20 protein-coding genes and 1 pseudogene are annotated in these 25806 nt (G+C 33.9%); 18 read left to right on the top strand and 3 right to left on the bottom strand.

Annotated features, from left to right (window positions below):
• Positions 1–23: 23 nt before the first annotated feature.
• From ABXG98_RS08495 to ABXG98_RS08480, 4 genes are all read left to right on the top strand, one after another.
• Complete coding sequence (locus ABXG98_RS08495; protein ID WP_353538232.1) at positions 24–716, top strand: RNA polymerase sigma factor; 693 nt, start codon at positions 24–26, stop codon at positions 714–716.
• The gene (locus tag ABXG98_RS08490) at positions 713–1291 is read left to right on the top strand and encodes a hypothetical protein (RefSeq protein ID WP_353538231.1); all 579 of its coding nucleotides are present in this window, start codon (positions 713–715) and stop codon (positions 1289–1291) included. Before ABXG98_RS08495 ends, ABXG98_RS08490 begins: the two co-directional genes overlap by 4 nt.
• Positions 1292–3385 carry an nSTAND1 domain-containing NTPase gene (locus ABXG98_RS08485; RefSeq protein WP_353538230.1) on the top strand — a complete coding sequence of 698 codons (2094 nt, stop codon included), beginning with the start codon at positions 1292–1294 and terminating at the stop codon, positions 3383–3385.
• Positions 3386–3546: 161 nt separating this feature from the next.
• The gene (locus ABXG98_RS08480) at positions 3547–4710 is read left to right on the top strand and encodes a hypothetical protein (RefSeq protein ID WP_353538229.1); all 1164 of its coding nucleotides are present in this window, start codon (positions 3547–3549) and stop codon (positions 4708–4710) included.
• Between the two features lie 34 nt (positions 4711–4744).
• On the opposite strand, the gene ABXG98_RS08475 is transcribed toward ABXG98_RS08480, so the two are convergent.
• From ABXG98_RS08475 to ABXG98_RS08465, 3 genes are all read right to left on the bottom strand, one after another.
• Positions 4745–5137: a hypothetical protein gene (locus tag ABXG98_RS08475; protein WP_353538228.1), complete on the bottom strand. Its 393-nt coding sequence runs from the start codon at positions 5135–5137 to the stop codon at positions 4745–4747.
• 287 nt (positions 5138–5424) lie between these two features.
• A complete protein-coding gene (locus tag ABXG98_RS08470) occupies positions 5425–5715 on the bottom strand; it encodes a hypothetical protein (RefSeq protein ID WP_353538227.1) in 291 nt (96 codons plus the stop codon).
• A gap of 69 nt (positions 5716–5784) precedes the next feature.
• Positions 5785–6213: an SEL1-like repeat protein gene (locus tag ABXG98_RS08465; protein WP_353538226.1), complete on the bottom strand. Its 429-nt coding sequence runs from the start codon at positions 6211–6213 to the stop codon at positions 5785–5787.
• 331 nt (positions 6214–6544) lie between these two features.
• Here ABXG98_RS08465 and ABXG98_RS08460 point away from each other — a divergent pair, with 331 nt between their 5' ends.
• The 14 genes and pseudogenes from ABXG98_RS08460 (at position 6545) to ABXG98_RS08395 (ending at position 25765) form a co-directional block, all read left to right on the top strand.
• Positions 6545–8917: an Hsp70 family protein gene (locus tag ABXG98_RS08460; protein ID WP_353538225.1), complete on the top strand. Its 2373-nt coding sequence runs from the start codon at positions 6545–6547 to the stop codon at positions 8915–8917.
• A gap of 2 nt (positions 8918–8919) precedes the next feature.
• Positions 8920–10035: a 3'-5' exonuclease gene (locus tag ABXG98_RS08455; protein ID WP_353538224.1), complete on the top strand. Its 1116-nt coding sequence runs from the start codon at positions 8920–8922 to the stop codon at positions 10033–10035.
• Positions 10036–10045: 10 nt separating this feature from the next.
• The gene (locus ABXG98_RS08450) at positions 10046–11833 is read left to right on the top strand and encodes a hypothetical protein (RefSeq protein ID WP_353538223.1); all 1788 of its coding nucleotides are present in this window, start codon (positions 10046–10048) and stop codon (positions 11831–11833) included.
• Between the two features lie 155 nt (positions 11834–11988).
• Positions 11989–12222 (top strand): hypothetical protein, encoded by a 234-nt coding sequence (locus ABXG98_RS08445; RefSeq protein WP_353538222.1) that lies wholly within the window; start codon positions 11989–11991, stop codon positions 12220–12222.
• A 111-nt stretch (positions 12223–12333) separates the two neighbouring features.
• Positions 12334–12627 carry a hypothetical protein gene (locus ABXG98_RS08440; RefSeq protein ID WP_353538221.1) on the top strand — a complete coding sequence of 98 codons (294 nt, stop codon included), beginning with the start codon at positions 12334–12336 and terminating at the stop codon, positions 12625–12627.
• Positions 12628–13103: 476 nt separating this feature from the next.
• A complete protein-coding gene (locus tag ABXG98_RS08435; RefSeq protein WP_353538220.1) occupies positions 13104–18104 on the top strand; it encodes an nSTAND1 domain-containing NTPase in 5001 nt (1666 codons plus the stop codon).
• A gap of 534 nt (positions 18105–18638) precedes the next feature.
• Positions 18639–18761: pseudogene (locus ABXG98_RS08430) on the top strand (IS3 family transposase); the annotation flags it as partial.
• A 92-nt stretch (positions 18762–18853) separates the two neighbouring features.
• Positions 18854–21085 carry an SEL1-like repeat protein gene (locus ABXG98_RS08425; protein WP_353538219.1) on the top strand — a complete coding sequence of 744 codons (2232 nt, stop codon included), beginning with the start codon at positions 18854–18856 and terminating at the stop codon, positions 21083–21085.
• Between the two features lie 399 nt (positions 21086–21484).
• Entirely contained in the window at positions 21485–21703 is a 219-nt protein-coding gene (locus ABXG98_RS08420; RefSeq protein WP_353538218.1) for a hypothetical protein, read from the top strand.
• A 33-nt stretch (positions 21704–21736) separates the two neighbouring features.
• Positions 21737–22000, top strand: coding sequence for a hypothetical protein (locus ABXG98_RS08415; RefSeq protein WP_353538217.1), 264 nt, complete (start codon positions 21737–21739; stop codon positions 21998–22000).
• Between the two features lie 162 nt (positions 22001–22162).
• Positions 22163–22366, top strand: a complete 204-nt coding sequence (locus tag ABXG98_RS08410) for a hypothetical protein (protein ID WP_353538216.1) — start codon at positions 22163–22165, stop codon at positions 22364–22366.
• Positions 22367–22375: 9 nt separating this feature from the next.
• A complete protein-coding gene (locus ABXG98_RS08405; protein ID WP_353538215.1) occupies positions 22376–22660 on the top strand; it encodes a tetratricopeptide repeat protein in 285 nt (94 codons plus the stop codon).
• 377 nt (positions 22661–23037) lie between these two features.
• Positions 23038–24810 (top strand): leucine-rich repeat domain-containing protein, encoded by a 1773-nt coding sequence (locus ABXG98_RS08400; protein ID WP_353538214.1) that lies wholly within the window; start codon positions 23038–23040, stop codon positions 24808–24810.
• Positions 24811–24928: 118 nt separating this feature from the next.
• Complete coding sequence (locus ABXG98_RS08395; protein ID WP_353538213.1) at positions 24929–25765, top strand: hypothetical protein; 837 nt, start codon at positions 24929–24931, stop codon at positions 25763–25765.
• The last annotated feature ends 41 nt before the right edge of the window (positions 25766–25806 follow it).

Here is a 25806-nt window from a genome sequence, read left to right as displayed (position 1 = left end):
GTAATCAAATGACAGGTAGTTAAGTGGAAGCAAGTAATAAAGAATTAGCTGAATATATGTTACTAATTAAAAAATTAACTCATTATAAATTGAGAACACAAGATCCTGCTTATCAAAGTTTTGCTGAAGATATAGTTCAAGAATCCTTTTTGAAGTTATATAAGCAAGACTTTTTTAATAACAACAAACTTGATTCTGAAGATAATAAAAAAATGATTGGGGCTTATATCAGTAGAACTATATATTCATGCTTTATGGACCAACTTAAAACTTTAGGTATAAATAGACGATTGACTAAAGCCGAGTCTGAAAGCTCAGGCCAAAAGTATGAAAATATTAAACATGATTTAATCGAAGATGTTAATGAAAATGATATTGCTCTGCCGAATGTTGAAAATCCAGATCAATATGTCTTTGTTAAAGAAGCTTATCAATGGATCAAAGGGTGCTATACCAATCTTTTAATGAAAATAAATGACACTGATAGAAAAACTTTTTTTGAAGCCGCATTCTGGCAATTTAATGAATATGATATGCCCCTTAAAACATTGGCAAAGCATTTAGGGTATGACTCAAGCAATCCAACACAAGAATTAAAACGATTTGTAGAAAAAGTTTCAATGTGTACTCAGCCTCATGGGATAACCGTTAATAACCCTCAAGAGCAAATTCAATTTTTACGAGAGCAAATAGAAAGTGCTGAGGTGTACTCATGAAACCTATTGATATAACTGAACAAATTCTACAGATGCATGAGGAGGATGTTATTCAACAAATGATAACAGATACCCAAGAAGAGCTTGCAACAGATATCCCTAGTGATCTACAAAAAGAATTAGATTTGTGCTTAAGTAAAACAAAAATGAGTGAAAACCAATCTACAGATAATGTAATTACATTAGAACGAAAAGAAAATAATATAGTCGCATTTCCTTTTGCAGAAACAGAGTTACTTGCAGCTTCTGGTACATCATTGGCGGATTGGTTTTCTCAACCTATTAATTTTGCTGGTGGTGGCTTTACTCTTGATATACGTCGAGTATTTGGTACAAAAGACGAAATAGACTTGTACCTTTCACCTACAGATTCAGAAAAAATGAGTGCGTCCTTTGATGTTTATAAAGGAAAATCCCTAAAATTAATTATCACAAATAATGGCAACACTTTATTAACTGCTGAGTTATATATTGATGATACAGGACAAGAGGCCGAAGGAAGTGGACAATTAATTGATCTTGATGCTACACCAGTGCAAGGTAAAATATCTATAGATATTGAAGTAATAGAATAGATGGTGCATATCTTAACGAGCACACAAACTATTATAAAAATTATAGTGCGTGGACAAGTAACACGAGAAGCAGAGCAAGCAGTTCATGCAAGTCTTGGTCTTAAACTAAAAAAAACACTAACAACAGAGTCTTTTGGTGAGCAGTCTACATATTTAGACTCTGCTGCAATAGCTTCATTCACAGCATTAAACCCTATTGACCAGAAACATAAGTATAAAAGTAATATTAACTTACAAGCTATAAATAGTGATACTTTCAACTTTACAGGCGGTAGCAGTAGCAGTGGTTTAGGGTACTCTTTAGCTCTTTTCATTAGTTGGTGGCAGGACATTCTAAAAAAGAATGTTATAAATAACTACCCAATATTTGCTACTGGTGAAGTCAGTAATACAGGAGAAGTTTTTGAGATAGGGTTTATCGAAGAAAAACTTCAATCATTATGTGATTATGTAGAAAACAACAGTGTTTTCAGTCCATTTTATGTCTGTTACCCCTTTGCAAATGATAGAGATATTAAATCTTCCACTAAAGAACGTATTCAAAATATTGGGGGGAGGTTAATTAGTGCTAAATGCATTCATACTATTTTAGAAGAGTTAATTGGAGATGATTATGACGGTAATCCAAATGGTCGTTGGGAGCCTTTTAAAGGTTTAAATTCATATACCGCTAATGATTCTGTGCGATTTTTTGGTCGAGATAAAATTAAAGATACGATAGTTAACCATGTAAACAATGCTAAGCAGCCGTTGTTGTATCTTGCGAGTCGTCAATCAGGTAAAACATCTTTGATTGATGCTGCTCTTATACCTGCATTCAAAAAAGAAGAGTGGGAAGTTTTAAAAATAACCAATTTCAAAACCTTATTGGATGTGTATTTTCAAATTATACAATGTGTTGGAAGTGCAAATGATAAAATTTCGAGTATTGATAGAGAGTCACTCATTTATGCAGAGTCAAGCCTAAAAATTGACGATATTAGGAATATCACCGATATAGCTTTGAAAGCATATCATTCATCTACGGAAAATCATTTAATTATTATTGATGATTTTCATCTTATATTTGATACAGATAATGATGCTCATAAAGAGCTATTCGTTTTTTTATTAAATGATATTTGCAAACTGGGCATTAAAGTTGCTGCATTTTCCTGTCGTGAATATGCTGCATATTTCGAAGAAAAAATTTCAACAATTAACCCTTTTCAGATCTCTGTTGTTGATGACTTTTCTGTTAAAGAAATTGAAGAAAATTTGATAAAACAAGTTGAATGGGCTGGTTATAAATATGAGGAGCAAAAGGGTGTAAGGTTATCGCACCAAATTGTTAATGATATTGCTCAATATGATGTTTCTATTAGTGTAGCTAATTTTATTCTTAAGAAGTTATATGACGTAGCAAGCTTTGAGCAAACAAAAGTAATCAGCTTTGAGCATTACAATCGTTTAGGTAAACTTCCAGGAATATATACAACGCTTATCATTGATAATCTTCAATCAAAAATAATAAATGAAGAATTAATGTTCCAATTATTTGAGAAGTTTTATGATGAAAGTGTGAGACATTCTTTAGAGCAAGAAGATTCGTTTGAACTTGAAACTGTATTAAAACTAGGTTTAGTGAAGTTTAACCCTAGTCGTGGAGCATTTTATGCTCAAAAATTGCTTTACGAAACACCTTTCTATCAAAGATGGAGTAGTAGAGGTTATAAGTCTTGGTTTGAAAAAATAAAAGCTCCGTTTTTAGAGTGGAAAGTGCTCTTTGAAAAAGAAAAGGCATTCGATGATAGTTCCCTTATGAGTGATGAATTAAATAGTAAGTTTAAGAGTAGTCGAGAAAAATATTCTGATTTTTATAAGCAAGAGAAAAAAGTTGATAATGAACTTGCTCTTGGTTCTACCTATAGTATGAGCAAAAATTATTTGAGTCTTACTGACTTAATTGTGGGAGAAAAATTTATCGAAACCAATGTCATTTCAAATGAAGATTTAAAACTTTATGTACACTTATCACAAAGACATTTTTTAATTAAAACAACAGTAAGGTTCGTTTATTTGGCCTGTGTTTGGTGGTTTTTTTATGCGAGATAAAATAACAGTAAAAAACAAAGGCAACTTATTCTTATTTGATCTTCTTGTCGTGGCTAAGGTAATTTATCGCGATGTTATTACAGTATTGATTACAATTACATTCCCCATTTTATTACTGTTGAAACTGGCTAAGAAGTGGAAAATAAACTCTGTGAGAGAAAATGAAAAATAGCATAGATGACACATTTGTTGAGGTAAAAGCTTTATTAGATAAACGTAACTATGAAGCAGCGTATAAAAAACTTGATAGTGAAGAATTATCATGCCACCCCAAAGCATCTGCAATTAAAGCATTTTTAAATTACTGTGAATATGTGCAATACATTCCAAAAAATAAGGCATTAGAATCATTAAGAAAGCTTTCTCAAGCCAACTCTGATGAGGCTACTTTGCTATTAGCAAAGGCATATATGCTGCCGGGTATATATGAATCACTCCCAGTTGCTATACCTCATGTACTATCACTTGCTAAGGTCTTATATGAAAAAGAAAATGCACAAGGTGCGATTTTATATGCAGATCTTCTTAGAGTTAACAAAAACTATGATGACGCTTGGGTTGTTTTGGAGGAAGCTAAGTCTTTTGAAAGTGTTGAACTGGCGTCTGTTTATACGATACAAAAGAATGTAATAAATGAATCGCAGAATCATTTAGATTATTTACCACTATTATTTGAACAGAGCGGTGAGGAATATCAAAAGGGGAATAAAGCAATATTTTCCGTATATTTACAGTTTCTATTAAGTAAGGAAAGCGAGTTTTTTAATCCTTCACTTGGGCTTCAAGTCTTAGAAGAAGGGATTCTGGAAAATAATTATCCCTGTAAGCTATTGAAAGCTAGTTTGTTAGTTTCGCACGAATGGTACGTAAAAAGGGATTCAGAGGAAGCTGAACTCATACTTAGAAAGCTTATCGATGATGATAAGCATGAACAAACAGCTAAAGTAATGTTGTCGCAAATTTACATGAGTGACAAAAAATACCAAACTCCAGAATATGGTAATGAAGTTGTTCAACTGTTAGGCAGTATTATTTGGTACGGTAATTTGCACGGTCTCAATTTATTATTGGCAACAATTAAGCATTATCGCATAGGCGATAGTGAATATTTCTTGGATGCATTAAAAGCGAAAGCTAAATTAGAAGGGAAATACGGTAACAAGTTTAAAGTGTTTAATTTTTTCTATAAAAATATTGCACCACCTATTGATTTTATTTGGAACAAAAGCTTCCTTATAATAAGTTATATTGTCGCTTTTATTTTTGCATCATTTCGATTTTTAATCTTTTATATACCTTACTGGATTCGAAATTTTTTAAAGTGACCAGTAACCTTTCACCTGTGCAGCATTAAGCTTTTTATTTAAATTCAAAATAGTTATTAACATTTTCCCAATCGGTAATATTTACTTGGAGGATGTTCACTCTAGGCATTAAAAACTCAATAAAGGGCACATGAATATCTCCCAAATCTTTCATTATTTGATATTCTATTCTTGATTCTTCAATCAGTTTTGCTACTGTCAGGATTTCTCCATCAGGTCTTAGTGACGCGGTTTCATTCATGTTGATTACACGTTGTGATTTAGCAAGAAGAGATTTTTCTTCGGAGCTAAATAACTTACTTGCATTTATTCTTTTTTTTGCTTTCAAGAACTGAAAGGGTATAGATAGTATTAGAAATGCCAAAACAAATGGGATAGATATAATGTTGATTATCCAACCAATTAATTGACCAAGTATTTTTGCCATGCTTTTTTTACCTATTAAGTTGCATACATCAACTATCTAATTTTTTTACAGTCTAGGTGATGATTTTTAAGTTGTTTTTATGGGGATTACCGCTTGAGTAAAAAACAGCCAGTTTAACAACTGGATGATATGCTCTTTACGAGAAAGTCGCTCGGTAATTAGACCAACGATCTCCCTTGTAATCACACTACTAGATTATAGGCTAAGTGCATATTAACATCGGTAACCCTAAAAACATTGAAGCTTATCACCTAATAAACCGATCAACATCATATTATTAAGCAGCCCTAAGAATTCCACCCTGCAAGTGAAATAAATTTATCAAATTTCACCAACCATTTCATCTTAGACTCAATCAATGTTCCTCCTTGCTCTTCGGGACACATGACAATCATTTTTACATTAGCACCTGAACTCCCATAATTTGCAACCACCAAATTGTTGTGAAATTGATGTCTTAAGCCGCACACGCACGAATACTGATGGGCATTGTAAATATCCATGCGACTCTTTCTTTCAGAAAGTGTTATCATCCCAGCCTCGATCGTCAGGTCATGAATTGTTTCAACTATTTTCATTTGATATCCTTTAAATTAATTTTAAACAGTAATTATGTGTAGCGTTCCAATCGTTGCCTTAGAGGATTACTAACTGAAGTTGTATTTTAACTTTATCTCATTAATCATTTGTTCTCTTTCAGAAAATAATCGATTGAAAGTGTGAGGAGATAAACTTTGGCAACGTTTAAAATATTTTTCCGCTAATATTGGATTGGGTTCTATCAGGTAACCTGAGTGCTCTAATTGACTCACACCATCGCTATAAATCATTCCTAAATGAAAGGCTGCTTCAGAATGCCCCATTGAACAGGCTTTTTTGTACAGACTTACTGATCTATTGATATTTATGTCACCAGTTCTAAGTGCTCCACCAGTTCGCCAAATTATCGCGTCATTGAAATATTTTTTTCTTCGCGACTCGAACGTAAAGAAACGGTAGATTAGGTAGGGTACAGAAAAGAAAAATAATGGAGGAAAGGCTACGGATAATGCTATTAGTATTAAGTTTTTTAACATTATCTACTCCCTAGAATTGTCATATTAAGTGAACCTAAACCATACTGTACCAGCTCACTTTTTACAAGCCAACATTAGCCAATTAAAGTTTTTATGTTGAACGAATTCAGTAAACTATACACACGTCCTCTCACTCAAATCGGCTACATATTAGAGCAAAGTTCACTAAAGGATATAGACTACTCATTTATAGATTAATAAAAATAAAATAGCCCATTTTACTTTTTCTGATTCAGGTTACTCCTTCAAGTTTAAAAATATTAATATTTTTGTTAATTTTGTAGCCCTCAGCTCGTTTGTTTACATAACCAGTAAATAAACGAGATGAAAAATGAAAATATATCCAATATCAAAAAGAGAAGAAGCCATATCAGATAATGATTATTGCTATGGTATTGATTTAGGCACGACATATAGTCTTTTAGCTAAAGTAGACTTTAAAGATGTTGATTTTGAATCTAGCAATAAAATCCCCGTTAATTTTGTAAAAATCAAACAAGAATCCCCTCTCCCTTATGACACATCTATAGAAGATGAAAAGGTCGCATCAATTGTTTCAATGGTTGATAACAAAATCTATGTTGGTAACAACTTATATCATCTAAAAGGTCATCCTGACTTTAACTATAGAGAAAACATATTTTATCAGTGGAAAGTAGAAATGGGTGTAGATGTAACGCCTATGTACCCAGATGCTATTGATCAACGATTAAATATGCCCTACAAAGTCGCAAGCCTTATTATGAAATATATGCAGGCTATGCACTTAAAATCAAAAGATGAAACCTTAAAAAACACAGTTATAACTGTCCCTGCATCATTTCAGGTTAATCAACGTAGAGATACGATTAAGGCGGCGAAAGATGCAGGAATAGAGTTATCTAATAGAATGTTAATTGATGAGCCAAACGCAGCGTTTCTTGGTTATTTTAATCGATTAAGCGAAACCTCAAAACAGTCCTGGGCAAAAGATGTAACTAACAAAAACATTCTTGTTTTAGATTTTGGTGGTGGAACATTAGATCTATCCATACTTAATGTGAGTTTTAATAAGGAAACAGGGATTTGTATTGGCAATAAAGCCATTTCTCGCTACAACGACTTAGGTGGCAATGATTTAGACCTGCTCATCGCGGAACAATTTTTGTTTCCAAAACTACAAGAATCAAATGATATATTTAAAAATATTACTCTACATAACATCCAGACAAAAATACTTCCTCAACTAACGGTTGTAGCTGAAAAAATCAAAAAAGGTATTTGTGAAAAGTTAAGTTTAAAAGCCGTTGATGAAGATGTTAGAACGCTAGAGTTAAGTAACATCAAGTATCAATTAACTAACTGTGATGTGAGTTATGAGGATGCAACATATTGCTTAGATGATGTTGAAATTGACGGTGAAGAGTTTGATAGTATTTTTGGTCATATATTCACGGGTAAAAAGTATAGCTTTGGCCTTTGTGACAAAAGTTTAACGCCTATAAGTCAATCGATAACGGATGTCATTGAAAAATCAGATCTTACACTTGATGATATCCGCTACGTACTTTACGTCGGGGGGAGTAGTTTTAACCCGTTATTAAAATCATACGTTTGCGAAAAATTAATAAATGCAGAAGCGTTATTAACAAACGAACCTGACAAATTGGTTGCAGAAGGTGCTGCAATATATTCTTATTTTTATCATGCATGTGGCGTTTCTTTAATTAATCCTATTACAAGTGATTCTATAGGTATTCGTATTAAAGGAGACGAGTTTCACCCAATTATAGAAAGAAACCAACTTCTACCTGTTGATGTTCAGCTTCCTAATTTTGAAATTCAATCAGAAACACAAAAAAGCATCGTTGTTCCCGTTTGTATAAATGGGATTGATTTTCCTATCGGAGAAATTCGTTGTGAGCTTAAAAAAAGTTTCCCTAAAAACGCTGAAGTACAAATAAAAGCATCTATTAGTCAGGATAAACTGTTTGATATAGCAATTTATATTGATGGTGAGTTTATAGACTCTGCTCAAATTGATAACCCATATAGCATTGGCATGGTTGGACAAGATCAACTTGATATAAACGAGTTAAAATTAAAGATCAACAAATCCAAACAGGAAGGAGATAAAAACAAAGAAAGACAGTCGCTTAGACAGTTGATATGGAAACATTCAGTTGTAGATAACTATATTGGCATGGTGGAAACCGCTGAAGAATATTTAAGGCGTTTTGATGACCAGGACTCTTCTGTTTGGAACATGATCTACTGTGGGAACTCAGGGTTAGGCAGAGATACTATGGCTAGAAATGGCTTAAAGAAAGCAATAGAAATATCACCTGATGAACCTTCATATGTTTATAATTTTTCCTTAATACTAGAGCGAGAATCAAGCATCAAAGCTTTAGAGTTTTTAGAAAAACAAGTTGAAGATGTTAAAAGTGATACAACGGTAATGTTAAAGATTTTTTTACTTAAGTATGACGTGAATAAAGTTTCTAAAACCTTGATAGAGCACAGCAAAACTGAAGCAAAAAATATAGTAGCAGAATATAAATCAACGCCATATATATTTTCATCATTTGATAAACAATGCCTATTACCCAAAATATTTAAAATTGCAGGAGAGGCATTTTCTTATGTCACACCAAGTTCTACTAAACATATAGAAGATGAAAATAGTTATTTGCATGTTAAAGCCGAAGATATGGAGGAATAATTATGTTCTTAGTACCTTATAACAAATTATCAGACGATCAAAAATTGATCATTCGTAAAGTATCCCGTGAAGATAAAAACTTATTCGTTGAAGGGCCTCCTGGATCAGGAAAAACGTTGATCAGTTTATATACCCTAAAAGATATGGTGAGAAGCCAAGCGATCAAGCCGTTGTTACTAATATATAACCATAGTTTATACGGATACCTTAGTAGCGCCTTAGAAGAAATGGATTTAACCGATAATATTATTATTGCAACTAAAGACATGTACTTTTGGCAATTAGCAAGGGTGAATAATATTGTTCCTACAGGTAATAATTACGAAGAAAAATATACAAGTCTTTTAAAATTCTTATTAGCTAAAGATTTAACGCAAAATTTTGATATTACAGTAGTCGATGAAGTACAAGATTTGAGAAAAGATGAGTGGGAACTCGTTAAAAAAATAAGTAAGAGAATTACGTCTTTAGGGGACTTTAACCAAGGCATTTATAAAACAGATTTAACTAAACCTAACGTTGTAAAAGGTGGAGTGACTGAAGAGTTAACAGATATTTTTAGATTCCATAAAAACATTGCAAAAACAGCTCAGCTATTCTCAAAAAGTAAAGAAATACTTGAAGATAAAGTAAGTCGGATTGAGCAAAATGACGTTCAATTACTCGATGTAGATAGTAAAGATGAAGTTAAAACAATTGCAGATATTATTAGGTCTTTAAAGCATCAAAATGGGCGAATAGGTATTATATCCCATAACCGAGAACACCTACAGGAGTTACAAACCGAGCTTAAAACTTTGAATATTGAGTCTGCATATTTTAAAGATAACAAATCATTAAGAAAACATGATTTTAGTACCGAGTTACCTTTGTTAGTCACCAGTCACAGTGCTAAGGGATTAGAGTTTGAACATGTTATTTTGTTTGGGTTCAATGAAGGAGATACAAACTTAAAAGCACTCAGAAAACAGGGAGTCTTAGAAGATATTATTTATGTCTCATTAACTAGAACGAATACTAATTTATATATTATTCGCAACTCAAAAACTATTGATGAATTACAAAAGATAAATGTTGAGATAAGTGATAATGATTTTACTATAGATGATATATTTTAAGGAATTGATGATGACCAAAATTTATTTATCCCTTGATGAAATAGAGCTATTGATTTTTAAAAAAATGATATGGATATCAACTCAAAGGTTAGACATTAAAAGAGCGCAAGGTCTATATAGTGTTGCTTTGATGGTAGATGAACAAGACCTTCATTTTAACAATGATACTGTAATAGTATTCATGTCTAGCGTTCATAAATTTGAAATTGCAGAAGCAGATAAAAATTTATTTTTAAACCACTATCATTTACCTTTGGGATTACTTTTACTTAAAAAAAGAAAAGTTAGGGATATAGCTCAAAACGCATCTGAATTACAAAGTACAACTCATATAAATAACATAGAGTTAAGCGATAAAGTAAATAGTTATACGGCTCTTAGGCGAGCTTTTGTTAAGTTGTTCCATATCGCTATAAATAGCCAGGGTGACAAGTCAGGCTTGGCAACAAATTATATGAGTTATTTAAACGCTTTTGAAAATTTATCCCTGTTTCAATATAAATTAATATTTGCAGTTTTAAGCTGTAAAAAACTCCCTGAAGAAATTGTTTCAATAAAGAATAAAAGCTTTTCATCAATATCTTTTTACCAGTGGGTATGGTGGGGTAAATTTATTGTTGATAATTTATTGAACGAGGGGGTAAACGAAATACAATTAGGCGAGCATAAAAATTGGTTAAAGAGCTTTAACCCTGACAGTTTTCAAGGTATTGATTCTTCTGTATTAAATATTCCATTTAAATTTGAGCCTGATTTTCCAATTATTATTGGTTATTACTTAGCGATAAACAACAATCTCGATTTAACAGAAAAGAAACATGACTCAATTGAGAGTAAGTTAAAGCAATTAAATGCAGAATATAATGAGGAAATACTCTTTTGGAAGCAATTTTTCCAATCGTTATTTGTAGATCAAATTGATTTTGTATACCCAATACAAAACATTCAGTACGAATTTTATAAAATGGAAATGAATGCTCATAAAATTATTTATGGCAAAAAAGACTTAGACGAGCTAGTCGGTTTAAATCCTATAACTTTACCTGAAAACTCTTTAGATACTTTTGTTAAGTCATATCATGCATTAAAAGATGGGATTGATGACAATGAAATCAATATTGCAAGTATGGAGCAAATACATGGGATATTTAATCACTCTGCACTATTTGGGGATAATAGAAAAAATGTAGGATTCATTTTTACTCAACCAACATCAAAAACATTTTTAGCTAATTACATTCAAATAAATGATGACTCATTCACTCTTCATCAGAGAAATCAAGTAGAGCAAGTTGTGTATTATGAAAAGGAGGATGCTTCTTTACCCATAAAAGTTAAAAAGAAACCAATTTATTCCATTATTAATCGTGATAAACGCGTTTTGTTTGGAGTGATAACAGATGAGAATTTTAATGATCTAATAGATATGTATGCTTACATATTAGAAAGCTCAGTTAATCATAATATTAGTGAGATTTTATTTATTTGGTTAGTAAAAAAAGAAAAATCTGAATTACACAGTGCAGCTTTTGAACAAGAGAAAAATGCTTTAAACAAGAGACTTGATGTTTTATTTAATCAGAAAGTAAAAGTTTTTACTAAGAACGTTAATAACCACAATGACTCAGAGATCATTCTCGTTATTAAACATATCGTTGGTGAATATAAATTAAAAGAAATTGAAGTTATTGATAGTGGTTTTGGCTTAGAACAGGCTCGCTGGTTGGTTGAATCTACCTATGATCATACGCTAGTAGATGATGCTATGGATTATTCAGTACTATCACTTGGTGGTTAATTTCTTTACTTTCAAAGGATTAAAGCATTTTTATAAAGGCATCACAATTAATTTAAAATAAATTGTTAATTTCACTCTTAATAGAACGTTTCTCTTTATGAAGACACAAACTTAGGTAATAAGACTTAAGTTAAACAATATAAAGAGAGCCTATTATGTATAACTATCAAAATGAAATTTCAAAGAATGACGGTTGGATTGCTAAACCATTAGGAAGAAAAGGGGATTTAAATAGCTGGGTTGAAAGGATGGAAGCTGCTTGCCCAACCCCTGAATTAGGACAAGTTGTTTGGTTAGATGGGTATTCAGCTATTACGGCATACAAAGCTATCGGATTTAAACGTAATGGAGATGTGATCTGGCAAAGAGGACAGGTAGTTAAGCATTAGCCACCTATAATGATCTAGCAAAGTGTGGGAAGGTAGTTGAAATTAATGGGGCATATCGAATTCTGTCTAGAAAAGACACTAAAGGTAAATATTTAATAAGGAAATGAAGTAATGTCATCGAAAAAAAATGGTTATTATTATGCCTGTGAAAAACTGGCGTCTGGGGTTAGTTCTTTTACTGAGAAGGTTCGCTCTTTCAATGAAGAGATAAAAGTTAAAAACATTGAGATTGAGATAGAAAGTGCAGAAAAATTTTGCCTAGGATTTGCCATGAGGCGCCCAGATGGAAACCCATTAAGGGGAAAAGAGGCTGTATTGGCAGGTAAGCTAATGAAAAAAGCGCTACTTGATAACGATCTTGATATATTCAATAGTTTGAAAGAGTTAGGTTTGATTCATAAGTGATATTTTTAATATGGACATCTTTATAAATAGTTGGGAGGAAAAGTGAATAGCTTAACTAAATATGAAAGCATGTGGCCAAAATTAGTTGACCACTTCATAAAGCTTAAATGTTTATCAAAAGGCTATTACAGTACGAAGTATAACAGAGAGTTCAAATTCGAACAGTCGCTTTTAGAGCAATTAGGCTTTAAGCCTTGTGTTTGTTGTAAGAAATAAAAGTACGATTTATGGGGAATTGCTAGGTAAAAAGATTTAAACCAAGTAATGCGTATTGGCCATATAGGGGAAATCCCAAAATTAAAGCGATTTACCAATGTGGCAGTGGTTTACAGCACCAGTTTGGCGACCAGTAATAGCTGGGAAAACAATTACCGTAAGGTTACTATTTTCATTTTTAATGCTTTAGAGATCATCTAATTATTGATAATGTTACTTGTATCGAAAACAAATTTTATGACACAACACGGAAGTCAACAATGCTCTACATATTAACCAGCACAGAAACCATTCTTAACGTAGATGTTAGAGTGCAAGAAAGCCGAGTTGGTGACTCAAATGTTGAAGGTGTTTTAAACCTTAAGCTTAAAAAAAACTTAACGACTGAATCATTTAAAGAGCAGCAATCTTATTTAGCAACCTCAGCTACGGCTGCTTATGTATCTTTTAATAAGTTAGACCAACGTCATCGTTTTCGCGCAAGTGTTAATTTACTAGCGTGTAATAACGAAACTTATAACTTCACCCAAGGTAGTTCAAGCAGTGGTTTAGGCTATGCGTTAGCCTGCTTTGATGCCTGGTGGCGCATCAATTTACAAAAAGACAGCTTATTCACTCACCCTATATTTGCTACCGGAGAAGTCTTAACATCAGGTCACATAAAACCGATTGGTCATATTGTTGAGAAGCTTGAATCAACCTGTAAATATGTAGAGCAAAACCAAGGCTCTATTTCATCCTTTTATCTTTGTTACCCTCAAGATAATGATAAAGACATTCCTGACTCGCATAGAAAGCGTTTAGAGAAACTTGGCGGAGTGCTAATTTCTTCTGAGCGATTACAACACACCTTAGGTCAATTATTGGGTGACGCATACGATGGTGACCCGTTAGGGCGCTGGCAACCTTTTAAAGGATTGAAAAGCTTTGACTATGAAGACAGTGTGCGTTTTTTTGGTCGAGATAAAGATGTTGAGCGCTTATACAGTGATATAAAACAAAACAGTGGTTTATTAATTGTTTCTGGGGCAAGTGGTACGGGTAAATCCTCTTTAATCAAAGCGGGGTTAATTCCTAAACTAGAGCAAAAGCATGATGAGCTACATTGGGCGTACTGCACACCGAACTCTCTAAAAAAAGACCAAGGTATTTTGCGGTTTATTCTCGAACAACTATTTATTGCCTGGGATATAAAAAATCAAAATATTGATGAGCTAATCTCAACGCTTAATCACTCCATTGAAGAAGGGATAACGTCTTTACCTTCTTTAGTAACACCGGAAACAAAACAATGCTTGTTGTATTTAGACCAATACGAGGAAGTCTTTAGTCAAAGCAAGCAAGATATTGACAGTATTGGCAGTGAGTTAAGCATTATTGATGGCTTAGCCAAAGCGCTCTCCCCATTAAATATTGTCTTGGCCATTCGAAATGAATACTTAGGTCGCTTACTCGATAACCAAGCACTTCGCTCACCGATTATCTCTAATGTTGCCTCACAACTGACCTCACAAGAGTGGGAAGCCATTGTTCATGAGCAAGCACTGTTTTCAGGAATTACCTTTGAGCAAAAAGATGAAGAGAATGAAGCACTAGATACCATTATTATCGAAGAAGCTATTAACACTCCGTATGCATTGCCGATGGTGAGTTTTTTACTTGAGCAGCTCTATATTAAGGCAACAGCGGAAGATAAAAATGCAGTGGTGCTAAAACGTGAGTATTATCAAGCACTAGGTGGATTAACAGGCGCTATTGCTTATCGTGCATTCGTGGTTTTGCAAGAAAGTGAGGCATCAGAAAAAATTACATCAACCTTTTTTGATTACTTTGTTGGGGTTAATCCTGAAGGATTACCTTTTGCAAGATGTGTTGAGTTAGCGGATATAGCCTTTAACAAAACACTTTATAACCTTGTTAAAGGCTTTATTGATGCGAACTTAATTGTAAGCGTAGTCGGAGATACGAACAGCTCAGCAGTAAAATTAGCCCATGACAGTTTGTTTACCCATTGGGGTGCTTTAAAAAAATGGATTAAAGATTCTGAAGAGTATCTATTATGGCGCTATAGTATTGATGGTCAATATATTCGATGGAAAGAAAATAAAAATAATAAAGAGTACCTATTAAAGGATAACCTTTTTCTTGCTGAGGGGAAGGTGTTTGACAAGGAAGGATTAATATCAGATGGGAGGATTTACGAATATCTCATAAAATCTTTAAAAGCTAAACGTAACCGAAAACTCTACAGGTTTACGGCTTTTATTCTTTTACCCGCGATTATATTTTCCACTTATTTATGGGAACAAAATAGGATTAAAACATATTATTATTCCACTGTTGGAGAAAGGTGGGGGGTGCCTTTTGGGATAAATGAACTTGATGTTAATTATGTCAAAAATAGAAGTTCAAACTATAAATTTGAATATAGAAAAGGGAAATTAATCAGGCTCTCTCATGTAAATGCTTATGGAACCTTAACTTCAGATCCTAAAAGAGAAAACAATGCTATTTGGGAGTATAGCTATTTAGAAAATGGCAGGATTTCTTCTCAAATTGTAAAAACAGAAGCGACTAAAGAAATTGAAAAAATTAGCTATGAGTTTGATGGTAATAAAGCAATAGCAAAGTTTGATAAAGGATTTGGTCGAAAAAAATTCATATCCGCAGAAAACTTTCTTTCTAACTCCCTAGACGTATTTGGTAATAAATTTACTTCTTCCAGGTCTGATGTTTCTCAATACCTATTGACCTTCTCGAAAGACGGTTACTTGACTAAAAAGCACTATCAAAACGCTTATGGAATTAACTCATTTGTAGAAGGAAAGTATTTTGGAGAAATTTTTACTTACAATGAGCTTGGTCAAATAGACAGTAGTCTGAAGTTAAGTGAAAATGGTGAATTTATAGCTGATAAAGCTGGAGTAATTAGAAAAACATTTTTATATGACTATTTAGGCTATTTGATAGAAGAACAAAAGTACACGGTTAGTGGCAAGTTAGCGAGTAAAAACTATTCACTTGATGAGTTTGGCAATATTGTTTCTTATCGGTTTACTGATGAAAATAAAAATAGCTATGCACCTGATGGTAAATTTTCATCAAAACAGTTCAAACTAGATAACAACGGAAATGTCATACAAGAGTTATTTCATAATGAGAATGGAAATGAAGCTGGCGATCAATTTAGCAAAGTATCTATAAAATATACCTATGATGGTAAAGGAAGAATCGTAACGGATTCATATTTCAATAAAGACTCTCGGCCCGTTCAGGCAAATGATAATTGTTACTCGCACGAGATTAAGTACGATGCTTTCGGTAATGAGATTGAAATTAGTTGCAAGGATGCAAATACTGAACTTAAAAACAATATTGTCGGCTGTGCGGTGATGAAATTTTCGTATAACCCAGACCATAATCCAAGTGGGTTTTATTGTTTTGACAGTACTTTAATGCCTGCACTCCTTTCCGAAAATAAAGTTCATGGTAAGAAATTAAAATACAATAACCAAGGTTCTGTCACTAAAGTTAGTTTTGTTGGACCTAGTGGTGGAGCAATATTAAACCTAGATGGGATCGCTTCAATATCAATTAAAAGGGACGAGCAAGGGAATGGGGTTGAAAGAAGGTATTTCGGGCTTGAAGGGGAACCAAAAGCTATCGAACAAGGTTCGCTTAAAGGTGTGTTTATTGAAAAACATAAATTTGATGAAAGAGGAAATAGTATTGAGGAGTCCTATTTTGGGGAGAGTGAGCAAAAGATTCTTATATTTGACGAGATTCACAAAGCGACATTAAATTATGATAGGCACGGAAGAGTAACTGAAAAGGCTTTTTTTGATAATAATAACAAGCCTGCTTTGTTTCGTAATACTCATCTCAAGCGCACTATTTATTCAGAGAAAGCTAACTATATAAAATCCGAAGAATATTTAAATGATAACTTTAAAAAAGTTACTAGATTTGGCGACCTGTATGTTTCACAAGAGTTTTTCGAAAAGCGTCTTGCTGAAAATGGTACATTTTTCAAGATAAATTCTAATCCACAAAAAGCTAAAGTTTTTATTAATAATAGTTTTGTTGGCGTCACACCACATATATTAACAGAGCCACTAGTAGGTGCTAGGTTGAAGCTAAAGTTAGCAAATCATTCTGATTTCAAAATAAACACCTCTGTGAGTTATGGTAGCAAGCAAGAGGTTTCTTATAAGTTAATGAAGAAGCCTTTCTATACAACTCAGAAACTTGAAGAGGCCGCTTTATCGGGCGATGTTGATGCCATGAATAGCTTGGGCGATAGATATGTTAATGGCAATGGAGTTAAACAAGATTATCATTTAGCAATAGGTTGGTATAAAAAAGCAGCAGTTCGTAACTACCCCAAAGCAATTCACAACATAGGATTACTATATAAAAAAGGCCAGGGCGTTGAGAAATCAGATTTAATTGCAGGGAAGTACTTTGAACGCTCTGCAAAGTTAGGGTTTGCCCGATCACAATTTATATTATCTCAGAATTACTTTAATGCAAAAAAATTCATAGACGGCATGAAGTGGTTAAAGCTTTCAGCCAAGCACGGTTACCTTGAAGCTCAGTTTGCTTTGTATGAAGCCTTTGAAAAAGGGTTGTGGGGCGTTAACAAAAATAGAGGAACTGCATTGAAATGGCTTAACAGATTGGCAACAAACGGTCATGCAGAAGCGATGTCTATTTTAGGGGACTGGTATGAGCTTGGAGATGGGGTTTCAAAAGATTTACATAAAGCACATGACTTATATCTAACATCAGCAAAGCTAGGTAATGTTTCAGGCACGTTAAGATTAAAATCCATTCATACTCGTGAGGACTTTTCAGCACAAAATCATGAAAGGTTATTCAATTTAATGTCTCAAGCGATGTTATATGACGGCTACCAAGCAAGCTATGTAATAAAAGAACTGGCTTCTTTTTATGAGGAAGGGGTTTCTAAAGAGGTAGATTTTGAAAAAGCTGTGGAGCTATATAGAAGTGCTGCTGCTAAAGGATCAAAATTTTCTTATTTTCCATTAGGTGGTTTGTATTTTGATGGCAGAGGCGTAGAAAAAGATATAGCCCAAGCTTTCAAGTGGTATCAAAAGGCGGCCGAGCAAGGGGATGTTGATGGACAATTGATGCTAGGTAAAATGTATGCATCAGGCACAGGCGTAGAAAAAGATTTAACCAAAGCTTTTCAGTGGTATCAAAAGGCTGCTGAACAAGGAAATGCTCCTACGCAATAATCACTAGAATTCATGTATAAGCTTGGCAAAGATGTAGAAAAACAGAATAAAGTAACTGAATTAATTAAAACCCTATGGAAGAGGAAATAAACGAGCTGAAGTTGACTAAAAGCAAAAGACTTAACCACCGCGGTAAATTTAAATTAAATAGAAACTTTTGTTAATTTTTAACACCATTATTCGTTTGTATAAATAAGAACAAAAAATGCCGAGTATTTTAACAAAAAAAAACACAAAGTTTTTTATAGGCACAAATGACTTTTTATTGTTAAAGCCAATTAAAGCTTATCAATGTATAAGGAAACAATGAAATGACTAATATCGAAAAAACTGAAGCTACAGTAAATTATGTAAACAACTCCATTAATGCATATGCTAATGAAGTTGAATTGTAGAAAATAATAACTTCACTGGATGCCTGGGCTGAAATTTATGCAACAGAAGCATTCGACTGTGATGTATCTGACTTTGCTCCAATTCTGAGTACGCAATTGGAAGGGTTTAAGGAGTTTATTGATAGCGGAAAATGCTGTGGTTAAATATATTATTGGATATTACAGCCAGGTTAGACCCCACAGTTATAACGGTGGACTAACACCCAATGAGTCAGAGAAAAGATACTGGCTTGAATATAAATCCGTGGCCAAAATTAGTTGACCACTACAGGATTAAAGATGTCGCCATTGGCAATAATCTTAATCATGAAGCACAAACGAATTTAGAAATAGTAAAACCAGGAATATAGGATTATGAATAAGAAGTTTTTCTTTATCTTAACGACATTATCTTTACTTCACTCCTTGATTAGCTGTAATAGCGAAAGCAAGAGCGAAAACAAACTGAATCACTCAGAGTCGTTATGCAACATATTTAATCGCAATGTTGATGCTACAAAAATGTTTGATCTGTGCAAAAAGCTCGCTGAACAAGGGGATACTGATTCCCAGTATTCATTAGGTCGGATGTATGATAAGGGCCAAGGAGTTGCCAAAGATAAGGCTCAAGCGTTTCAGTGGTTTCAAAAGGCAGCAGAGCAAGGGCATGCTTTAGGGCAATCTGCACTAGGAATGATGTATAAATTGGGAGCAGGTGTTGATAAAGATTTAACCCAAGCTATTTATTGGACTCAAAAGGCAGCAGAGCAAGGACATGCTTTAGGGCAGGTTAGCTTGGGTGCAATGTATGAATTTGGAACAGGTGTTGATAAAGATTTAACACAGGCTTTTCTATGGTATCAAAAGGCAGCCGAGCAAGGGGATTATTTTGGACAATTTAACCTAGGCCGAATGTATAGTTTTGGAAAGGGTGTTGATAAAGATTTAACCCAAGCTTTTCTGTGGTATCAAAAGGCGGCCGCCCAAGGGTATGTTGATGGCCAAGCAGTACTAGGAAGTATGTACCAAGTTGGTAAAGGCGTAGAACAAGATTTAACCCAAGCTTTTCTGTGGTATCAAAATGCGGCCGAGCAAGGAAACTATTCTGCGCAAGGAATGTTAGGATACATGTATAGATTTGGCTCAGGTGTTGAAAAAGATTTAATACAAGCTTTTCAGTGGACTCAAAAGGCGGCCGAGCAAGGGAGTGCTTATGCACAATTTGAACTAGGCCAAATGTATGAAATGGGAGAATATAGTGGCAAAAATTTAACCCAAGCTTTTCATTGGTATCAAAAGGCGGCCGAGGAAGGGAGTGCTCGTGGGCAAGCAGCACTAGGTCGAATGTATGAAGTTGGGAAAGGTGTAGATAAAGATTTAATCCAAGCTTTTCAGTGGACTCAAAAGGCGGCCGAGCAAGGGCATGTCCTTGCGCAAGCAGCACTAGGGCGAATGTATAATTTGGGAGAAGGTGTTGAAAAAAATTCAATACTATCTGTTCAGTGGTCTGAAAAAGTGGTTGAGCAAACGAATGCTAGTTCGCAATTAGCACTAGGTCGAATGTATGAGTTGGGTAAAGGTGTTGAAAAAGATTCAATTCAAGCTTTTCAGTGGACTCAAAAATCGGCAGAGCAAGGGCATGTTGGTGGTCAAACAGCACTAGGGCGAATGTATGAGTTGGGCAAAGGTGTTGAAAAAGACTTAACCCAAGCCTTTCAGTGGTATCAAAAGGCGGCTTTGCAAGGGTATGTTAGTGGACAATCTGCACTAGGGCGAATGTATGAGTTGGGCAAAGGTGTTGAATTAGACTTAACCCAAGCCTTTCAGTGGTTTCAAAAGGCGGCTTTGCAAGGGCATGCTAGTTCGCAATTAGCACTAGGTCGAATGTATGAGTGGGGCAATGGTGTCGAAAAAGATTTAACCCAAGCTTTTCACTGGTATCAAAAGGCGGCTGTGCGAGGGAGTGTTCGAGGACAAGCAGCACTAGGAGGAATGTACCTTGTTGGCAAAGGCGTAGAACAAGATTTACCCCAAGCTTTTCAGTGGTTTCAAAAGGCGGCCGAGCAAGGGCATGTCCTTGCGCAAGCAGTACTAGGTGGAATGTATGAAGTTGGGAAAGGGGTAGATAAAGATTTAATCCAAGCTTTTCAGTGGACTCAAAAGGCGGCCGAGCAAGGGCATGTCCTTGCGCAAGCAGCACTAGGTCGAATGTATGAATTTGGCCAAGGTGTTGATAAAGATTTAACCCAAGCTTTTCAGTGGACTCAAAAGGCGGCCGAGCAAGGGGATGCATTCAGGCAGTTTTCATTAGGAAGAATGTATTTCAATGGGCTAGGCGTTATCGAAGATAAAAATCAAGCATTCCATTGGACTGAAAAGGCCGCTAAACAAGGGGTTGTTAATGCCCAAAGTTTCTTAAGTAACTTGTATTTTGTAGGCGTAGGTACCAAGAAAAATCACGAAAAAGGTATGTATTGGCTTGTAAAATATAACCAGAATAGGTCTAAAAAAGATAACGACAAAATTGTCGTGTGGGATGAGGTTTATTGGGGAGATGTATTTAAATCTTATAAGGGATGGCTAAACTACATTAATAATTTTCATTAACCATATTTGGGTATTAATGATAAGCAGTTACACAGGTTTTGTTACAGGGGTCATCTCTGCTAGCATTTACACTTCGAATAAGAACTCAGGGGAAAGCTTAATCCTGAGTTCCGTCTCTATATAATTTTCAATTACTCATAGAAAAACTATTGAGCATTGATATCAAATTTTACTTTTATTTCTATTTATCCATTTAAATAAAATATCAGAATTGACATTATCACACCTAACATATTTGATGAATAATCAGTTAACTCGCTGCTTGCGGCAGTGTGTTCATTTTAGTTAATTTAGAATCCCCTGGCTTTTTAAGTCATTTAAATATTTAATTTCAAACTTTTGTTAACTCTTACTATTTCAGTACGTTTATATAATTGAACCCAATTAAAGCGGACAATTATGATGAACTCTGAATATTTTAATGTTGAATTAATTAGCACTACTTCACCAGCTTATAAAAGAAATAACAGAAAATATAAAAGAATAAGTGACAAAGTTCGTCAATATAAGTCTGTTGATCATTGTGCCGTTAGCTATAACAAAACGCTCTTGAAATGGGAGTTCGTTGTTCAAAGCATTCTTTCTTCAATATCAAATGAAATCAAAAGCATATCGTAACCTTAGTGTATCACAACAAAAGAGGACGTAAATATGAATACTAAACACTTAAATGATCGAGCTAAACAACGGGGAATAAGCCCTTTAATGATGCAGGCACTACTTACTTATGGAAGTGAAATATATCAGAAAGATGGGGCTACTAGGATTTGCTACTCAGAAAAAGATTTTAAGAAATTAAAGAAAGACTTAAAAAACCTTTGTGGAAAAATAGATAAATTAAAAAACATGTTCGCTGTAGAGGTGGATGGAACACTTGTTACTACTGGTTACAGAAACGGACATCTTTATAAATAGTTGGGAGTAAAAATGAAAAGCTTTACTAAATATGAAAGCATGTGACCAAAATTAGTTGACCACTACAAGCTGATATTAAGATAAACACGATTAAAGGCGCCTCCATTGCCAATTATGAGGCACAAATTAATTTAGCGATAGTAAAACCAGGAACATAGGATTATGAACAATAAATACTTCTTTATATTAACGATATTATCTTTGCTTCACTTTTTGATTGGCTGTAATAACGAAAGCAAGACTGAAGGCAAACTTAGTCACTCAGAGACGCAATGCAACTTATCTAATCGCAATGTTGATGCTACAAAAGCGTTTACTCTGTGCAAAAAACTCGCTGAACAAGGTAATGCCGATGCCCAGCATTAATTAGGTCGGATGTATGATAAGGGTCAAGGGTTTGCCAAAGATAAGACTCAAGCTTTTCAGTGGTATCAAAAGGCGGCTGATCAAGGAAATGCTCTTGGACAAGTAAAGTTAGGACGAATGTATAGAATGGGCGCAGGTGTAGATAAAGATTTAACCTTAGCTTTTCTGTGGTATCAAAAGGCGAGCAAGCAAGGGAGTGCTCGTGGGCAAACAGCACTAGGGCGAATGAATAAGTTGGGTAATGGTGTAGCAAAAGATTTAACAGACATTTCAGAAGTATCAAAAGACAACTGATACTACATTAATAATTTTCATTAACTATGTTCGGGCTAGTCCAATTTTTCAAACTATTATGCATCACAATTATATGTGCCGCCAGGATAGACTGAGTTTCAGTAAATTTCTTGGAATAATTTACTTGAGCAACACTTAGAACACCCTTTAATAGAAAATCGATATTTGAATAAATTTAAGTATTAAAACAGCTTTTATCAATAATAAAATAAATTTGTTAATTCTTTAACTCTCAACTCGTTTATTTATATAACCAGTAAATAAACAGGTAAAAATGAAAATATATGATAAAAAGTAACCAATATCCTTGGATAATCGAGCTTTATCAGTGGGCGGACGACAACAATATCCCTGAACATCAATATTATGAAGACATATTGGAAGAAGAGAGCGGAGAGTTGGTTGATTATGGATTTTGGGTTGGCTTGCCAAGGGATGTAGATGTATTACTGAACCTAGAAGAACTAAACTTAAGCTGGCATAACTGTATTGAAATACCTGAACAAATACGGCACTTAACAAAACTAAAAAAATTAAAATTTATTAAAAGTCCTTGCGGCTTGATGCCTACTTTTTATGATAATTCTGAAGGCCCTAATAAAATTACGCAGATACCAGACTGGCTTGCTGAGTTAGTAAATTTAGAAGTATTAGACTTGTCAGGAAATGCAATAGAAGTTGTACCCAAAAGCATCGCCCAGCTTCAGAACTTAAGACGGCTTTTTTTGCATGACAATGAAATATTTTTCGTTGATGGTGCTCTGGGTCAACTAAATAATCTAGAGGTATTATGGATCCAAGGAAATCGACTCTATGGGTATTGGTTAACACAGCTAGATGAGCTAGATGTGTTATGGATGCAAGATAATATACTCAACATTCTGCGTGATAGTATCATGCAGCTAAAGAGTCTTACAGAGCTGTATCTTGATGGACAATTATCCGAGCCGTTAAAAGCAAGCCCTGGAGATTGGCGAAAGTTTTTTTCAGAGATTACTACACAAATACCTTTAAAGGATGATGAACTTTGGATGCAAGATATTTGGGATTGGTCTAATGACAATAAAATCGGTTTTTTTCAAATTCCAGGCACACCAGAAAGTTTATTACATTTATCTGAAATGAATTTGAATCGTAAAAATTTAAGATCATTACCAGACTCATTTAGTAAATTAAATAACATAAAAAAGCTGTCAATTTCTCAAGATCAATTCGATACCATACCCAACCAAATAAGAGAATTAGGAAAATTAACATCGCTATTTCTTAATGAGTGCCAGTTGACTTGCTTACCTGAGTGGATTGGTGAACTCATTAAAATAGAAGAGTTAAGCCTGTACAGCAACCAATTAACCAGTATTCCTGATGATTTAAATAAACTTAAAAATTTAATCAGTTTGAACTTGGATGATAATGAAATAAATAGATTGCCAGCCTCTATTAAATACTTAGCGAAATTAGACAGTTTATTTTTGGGCAGCAATAAATTAACTAGTGTTCCAGATGCTATAGGTGAGTTTAAAAAATTAACCTATTTAGACTTGAGTCATAACAATATATCTAGCTTACCTAATACTATTAAAGGCTTAACGAATTTAGAATATCTATCTTTGGGTTACAACAATTTAACTATTCTACCTAGAGAGTCAGGCAACTTAGAAAAACTAAAAATATTAAACTTAGGTAATAATCAAATAAATTTTCTGCCAGATTCATTAAAAAACTTATCAAACCTGTCATCTTTACAGTTACAGAATAATAGATTAGTTAGTTTGCCTGAGTGGCTAGGCGAATTAAAGGAATTAACTTATTTGAATGTCACTGAAAATCAGATAACTAGACTTCCTGACAGTATTAAAGGTTTACCGAAATTAATGAATTTATCATTAGGTGGTTACAATTTACCTATTTTACTTGACCAACTATGTGAGTTAGATGACTTAGATTCGTTAGCTTTGAATATTAATGATAGATATGAATTAATATGTTTGCTTGATAAATGCACAAATCTTCACAGGTTAACAGTGAAACATTTAACACTGAGATTACCTCCTATTGGTTATGTTATGCCATGGAGTGATGATCATAAAAGGCTTATAAAAGAACTATTACCTAGCTCGATAATCTGTTTTTCATATAACGTATTATAAAGTCAAAACCAGGGATTTTTAAAGCAACCTGCTTTATTTAAATAAATATAAATAAAATTGTTAATTCTAGCCCCCTTTATTCGTTTGTATAAATAAGAACGAATAAAGGGGATAAAAAATGCTAGATACATACGAATCAAATAAATCAATTTGCTTATCTAAAAGCTGTAGTGAAGTTTATATTACTAAATCTAATTTTGAACGAATCGCAAACAAAAAACGTTTGGAAGTTGAACAGGCTGATTTTGAAGATTTATATGACTCGTCTTTAAGCATTATGCTCACAGTGCCAGAATTACGTGGATTGTATAATTACCGTGAATTTCTAAAAAATCCCAACCTGTTTATTCAGGCACTGGAAAAAAATAATAATCAAACTGGTATCTACTGGGTGTGGGAAGAATCCTCAGGGCCTGCTTTTCACTGTAATAAAGACTGTAATAGGCTTCATAGTGATTACATTAATGTAGAAATACCACCTGAAATAACGGATAGAGGATGTCATGAAGTTGGAAAGTATACGAGTTTTGTGGAAGCCAACTTCGAGTTACTTAAAAGTGATGACAGACTATTTTTAAAAAGGTTAGAGGCGCAATTTTTCCTTAAAAATCCACCTAAGACAATCAAGGGTTCAAATAGTGGTACTACTAATATTAAAAACTTTGATTTAATAGAGTTAAAAGACTCGATTGAAAAAGTTTTGAGAGATGCTGTAAGTTTTAAAAACAAAGATGAAGAAACTTCAAAAATAATCAGAGATAAAGGTTACGGAACTAACCGCGTAAAAGAAGCAAAGGTTAGCGGGCACCCTCTATTTGTTTGGCATAAATACAAAGTAGAGCTTAAACGTTTATTAAAAGGCTATTACAGTTCGAAGTATAACAGAGAGTTCAAATTTGAACCTTCGCTTTTACAGCAATTAGGCTTTAAGCCTTGCGTTTGTTGTAAGAAATAAAAGTGCGATTTATAGGGAATTGATACTTAATAAAATTAAAC

The sequence above is a fragment of the Colwellia sp. KU-HH00111 genome (assembly GCF_040362745.1).
GTDB lineage: Bacteria > Pseudomonadota > Gammaproteobacteria > Enterobacterales > Alteromonadaceae > Colwellia.
Note: the sequence above shows the minus strand (reverse complement) of the source record. Positions and strands in the feature narration are given on the sequence as shown.

What these genes read in the sequence shown, in the direction of transcription:
- ABXG98_RS08490 (WP_353538231.1), top strand. Translation starts at nt 713, where the DNA reads ATGAAACCTATTGATATAACTGAACAAATTCTACAGATGCATGAGGAG.
- ABXG98_RS08485 (WP_353538230.1), top strand. Translation starts at nt 1,292, where the DNA reads ATGGTGCATATCTTAACGAGCACACAAACTATTATAAAAATTATAGTG.
- ABXG98_RS08480 (WP_353538229.1), top strand. Translation starts at nt 3,547, where the DNA reads ATGAAAAATAGCATAGATGACACATTTGTTGAGGTAAAAGCTTTATTA.
- ABXG98_RS08475 (WP_353538228.1), bottom strand. Translation starts at nt 5,137, where the DNA reads ATGGCAAAAATACTTGGTCAATTAATTGGTTGGATAATCAACATTATA.
- ABXG98_RS08470 (WP_353538227.1), bottom strand. Translation starts at nt 5,715, where the DNA reads ATGAAAATAGTTGAAACAATTCATGACCTGACGATCGAGGCTGGGATG.
- ABXG98_RS08465 (WP_353538226.1), bottom strand. Translation starts at nt 6,213, where the DNA reads ATGTTAAAAAACTTAATACTAATAGCATTATCCGTAGCCTTTCCTCCA.
- ABXG98_RS08460 (WP_353538225.1), top strand. Translation starts at nt 6,545, where the DNA reads ATGAAAATATATCCAATATCAAAAAGAGAAGAAGCCATATCAGATAAT.
- ABXG98_RS08455 (WP_353538224.1), top strand. Translation starts at nt 8,920, where the DNA reads ATGTTCTTAGTACCTTATAACAAATTATCAGACGATCAAAAATTGATC.
- ABXG98_RS08450 (WP_353538223.1), top strand. Translation starts at nt 10,046, where the DNA reads ATGACCAAAATTTATTTATCCCTTGATGAAATAGAGCTATTGATTTTT.
- ABXG98_RS08445 (WP_353538222.1), top strand. Translation starts at nt 11,989, where the DNA reads ATGTATAACTATCAAAATGAAATTTCAAAGAATGACGGTTGGATTGCT.
- ABXG98_RS08440 (WP_353538221.1), top strand. Translation starts at nt 12,334, where the DNA reads ATGTCATCGAAAAAAAATGGTTATTATTATGCCTGTGAAAAACTGGCG.
- ABXG98_RS08435 (WP_353538220.1), top strand. Translation starts at nt 13,104, where the DNA reads ATGCTCTACATATTAACCAGCACAGAAACCATTCTTAACGTAGATGTT.
- ABXG98_RS08425 (WP_353538219.1), top strand. Translation starts at nt 18,854, where the DNA reads ATGAATAAGAAGTTTTTCTTTATCTTAACGACATTATCTTTACTTCAC.
- ABXG98_RS08420 (WP_353538218.1), top strand. Translation starts at nt 21,485, where the DNA reads ATGATGAACTCTGAATATTTTAATGTTGAATTAATTAGCACTACTTCA.
- ABXG98_RS08415 (WP_353538217.1), top strand. Translation starts at nt 21,737, where the DNA reads ATGAATACTAAACACTTAAATGATCGAGCTAAACAACGGGGAATAAGC.
- ABXG98_RS08410 (WP_353538216.1), top strand. Translation starts at nt 22,163, where the DNA reads ATGAACAATAAATACTTCTTTATATTAACGATATTATCTTTGCTTCAC.
- ABXG98_RS08405 (WP_353538215.1), top strand. Translation starts at nt 22,376, where the DNA reads ATGTATGATAAGGGTCAAGGGTTTGCCAAAGATAAGACTCAAGCTTTT.
- ABXG98_RS08395 (WP_353538213.1), top strand. Translation starts at nt 24,929, where the DNA reads ATGCTAGATACATACGAATCAAATAAATCAATTTGCTTATCTAAAAGC.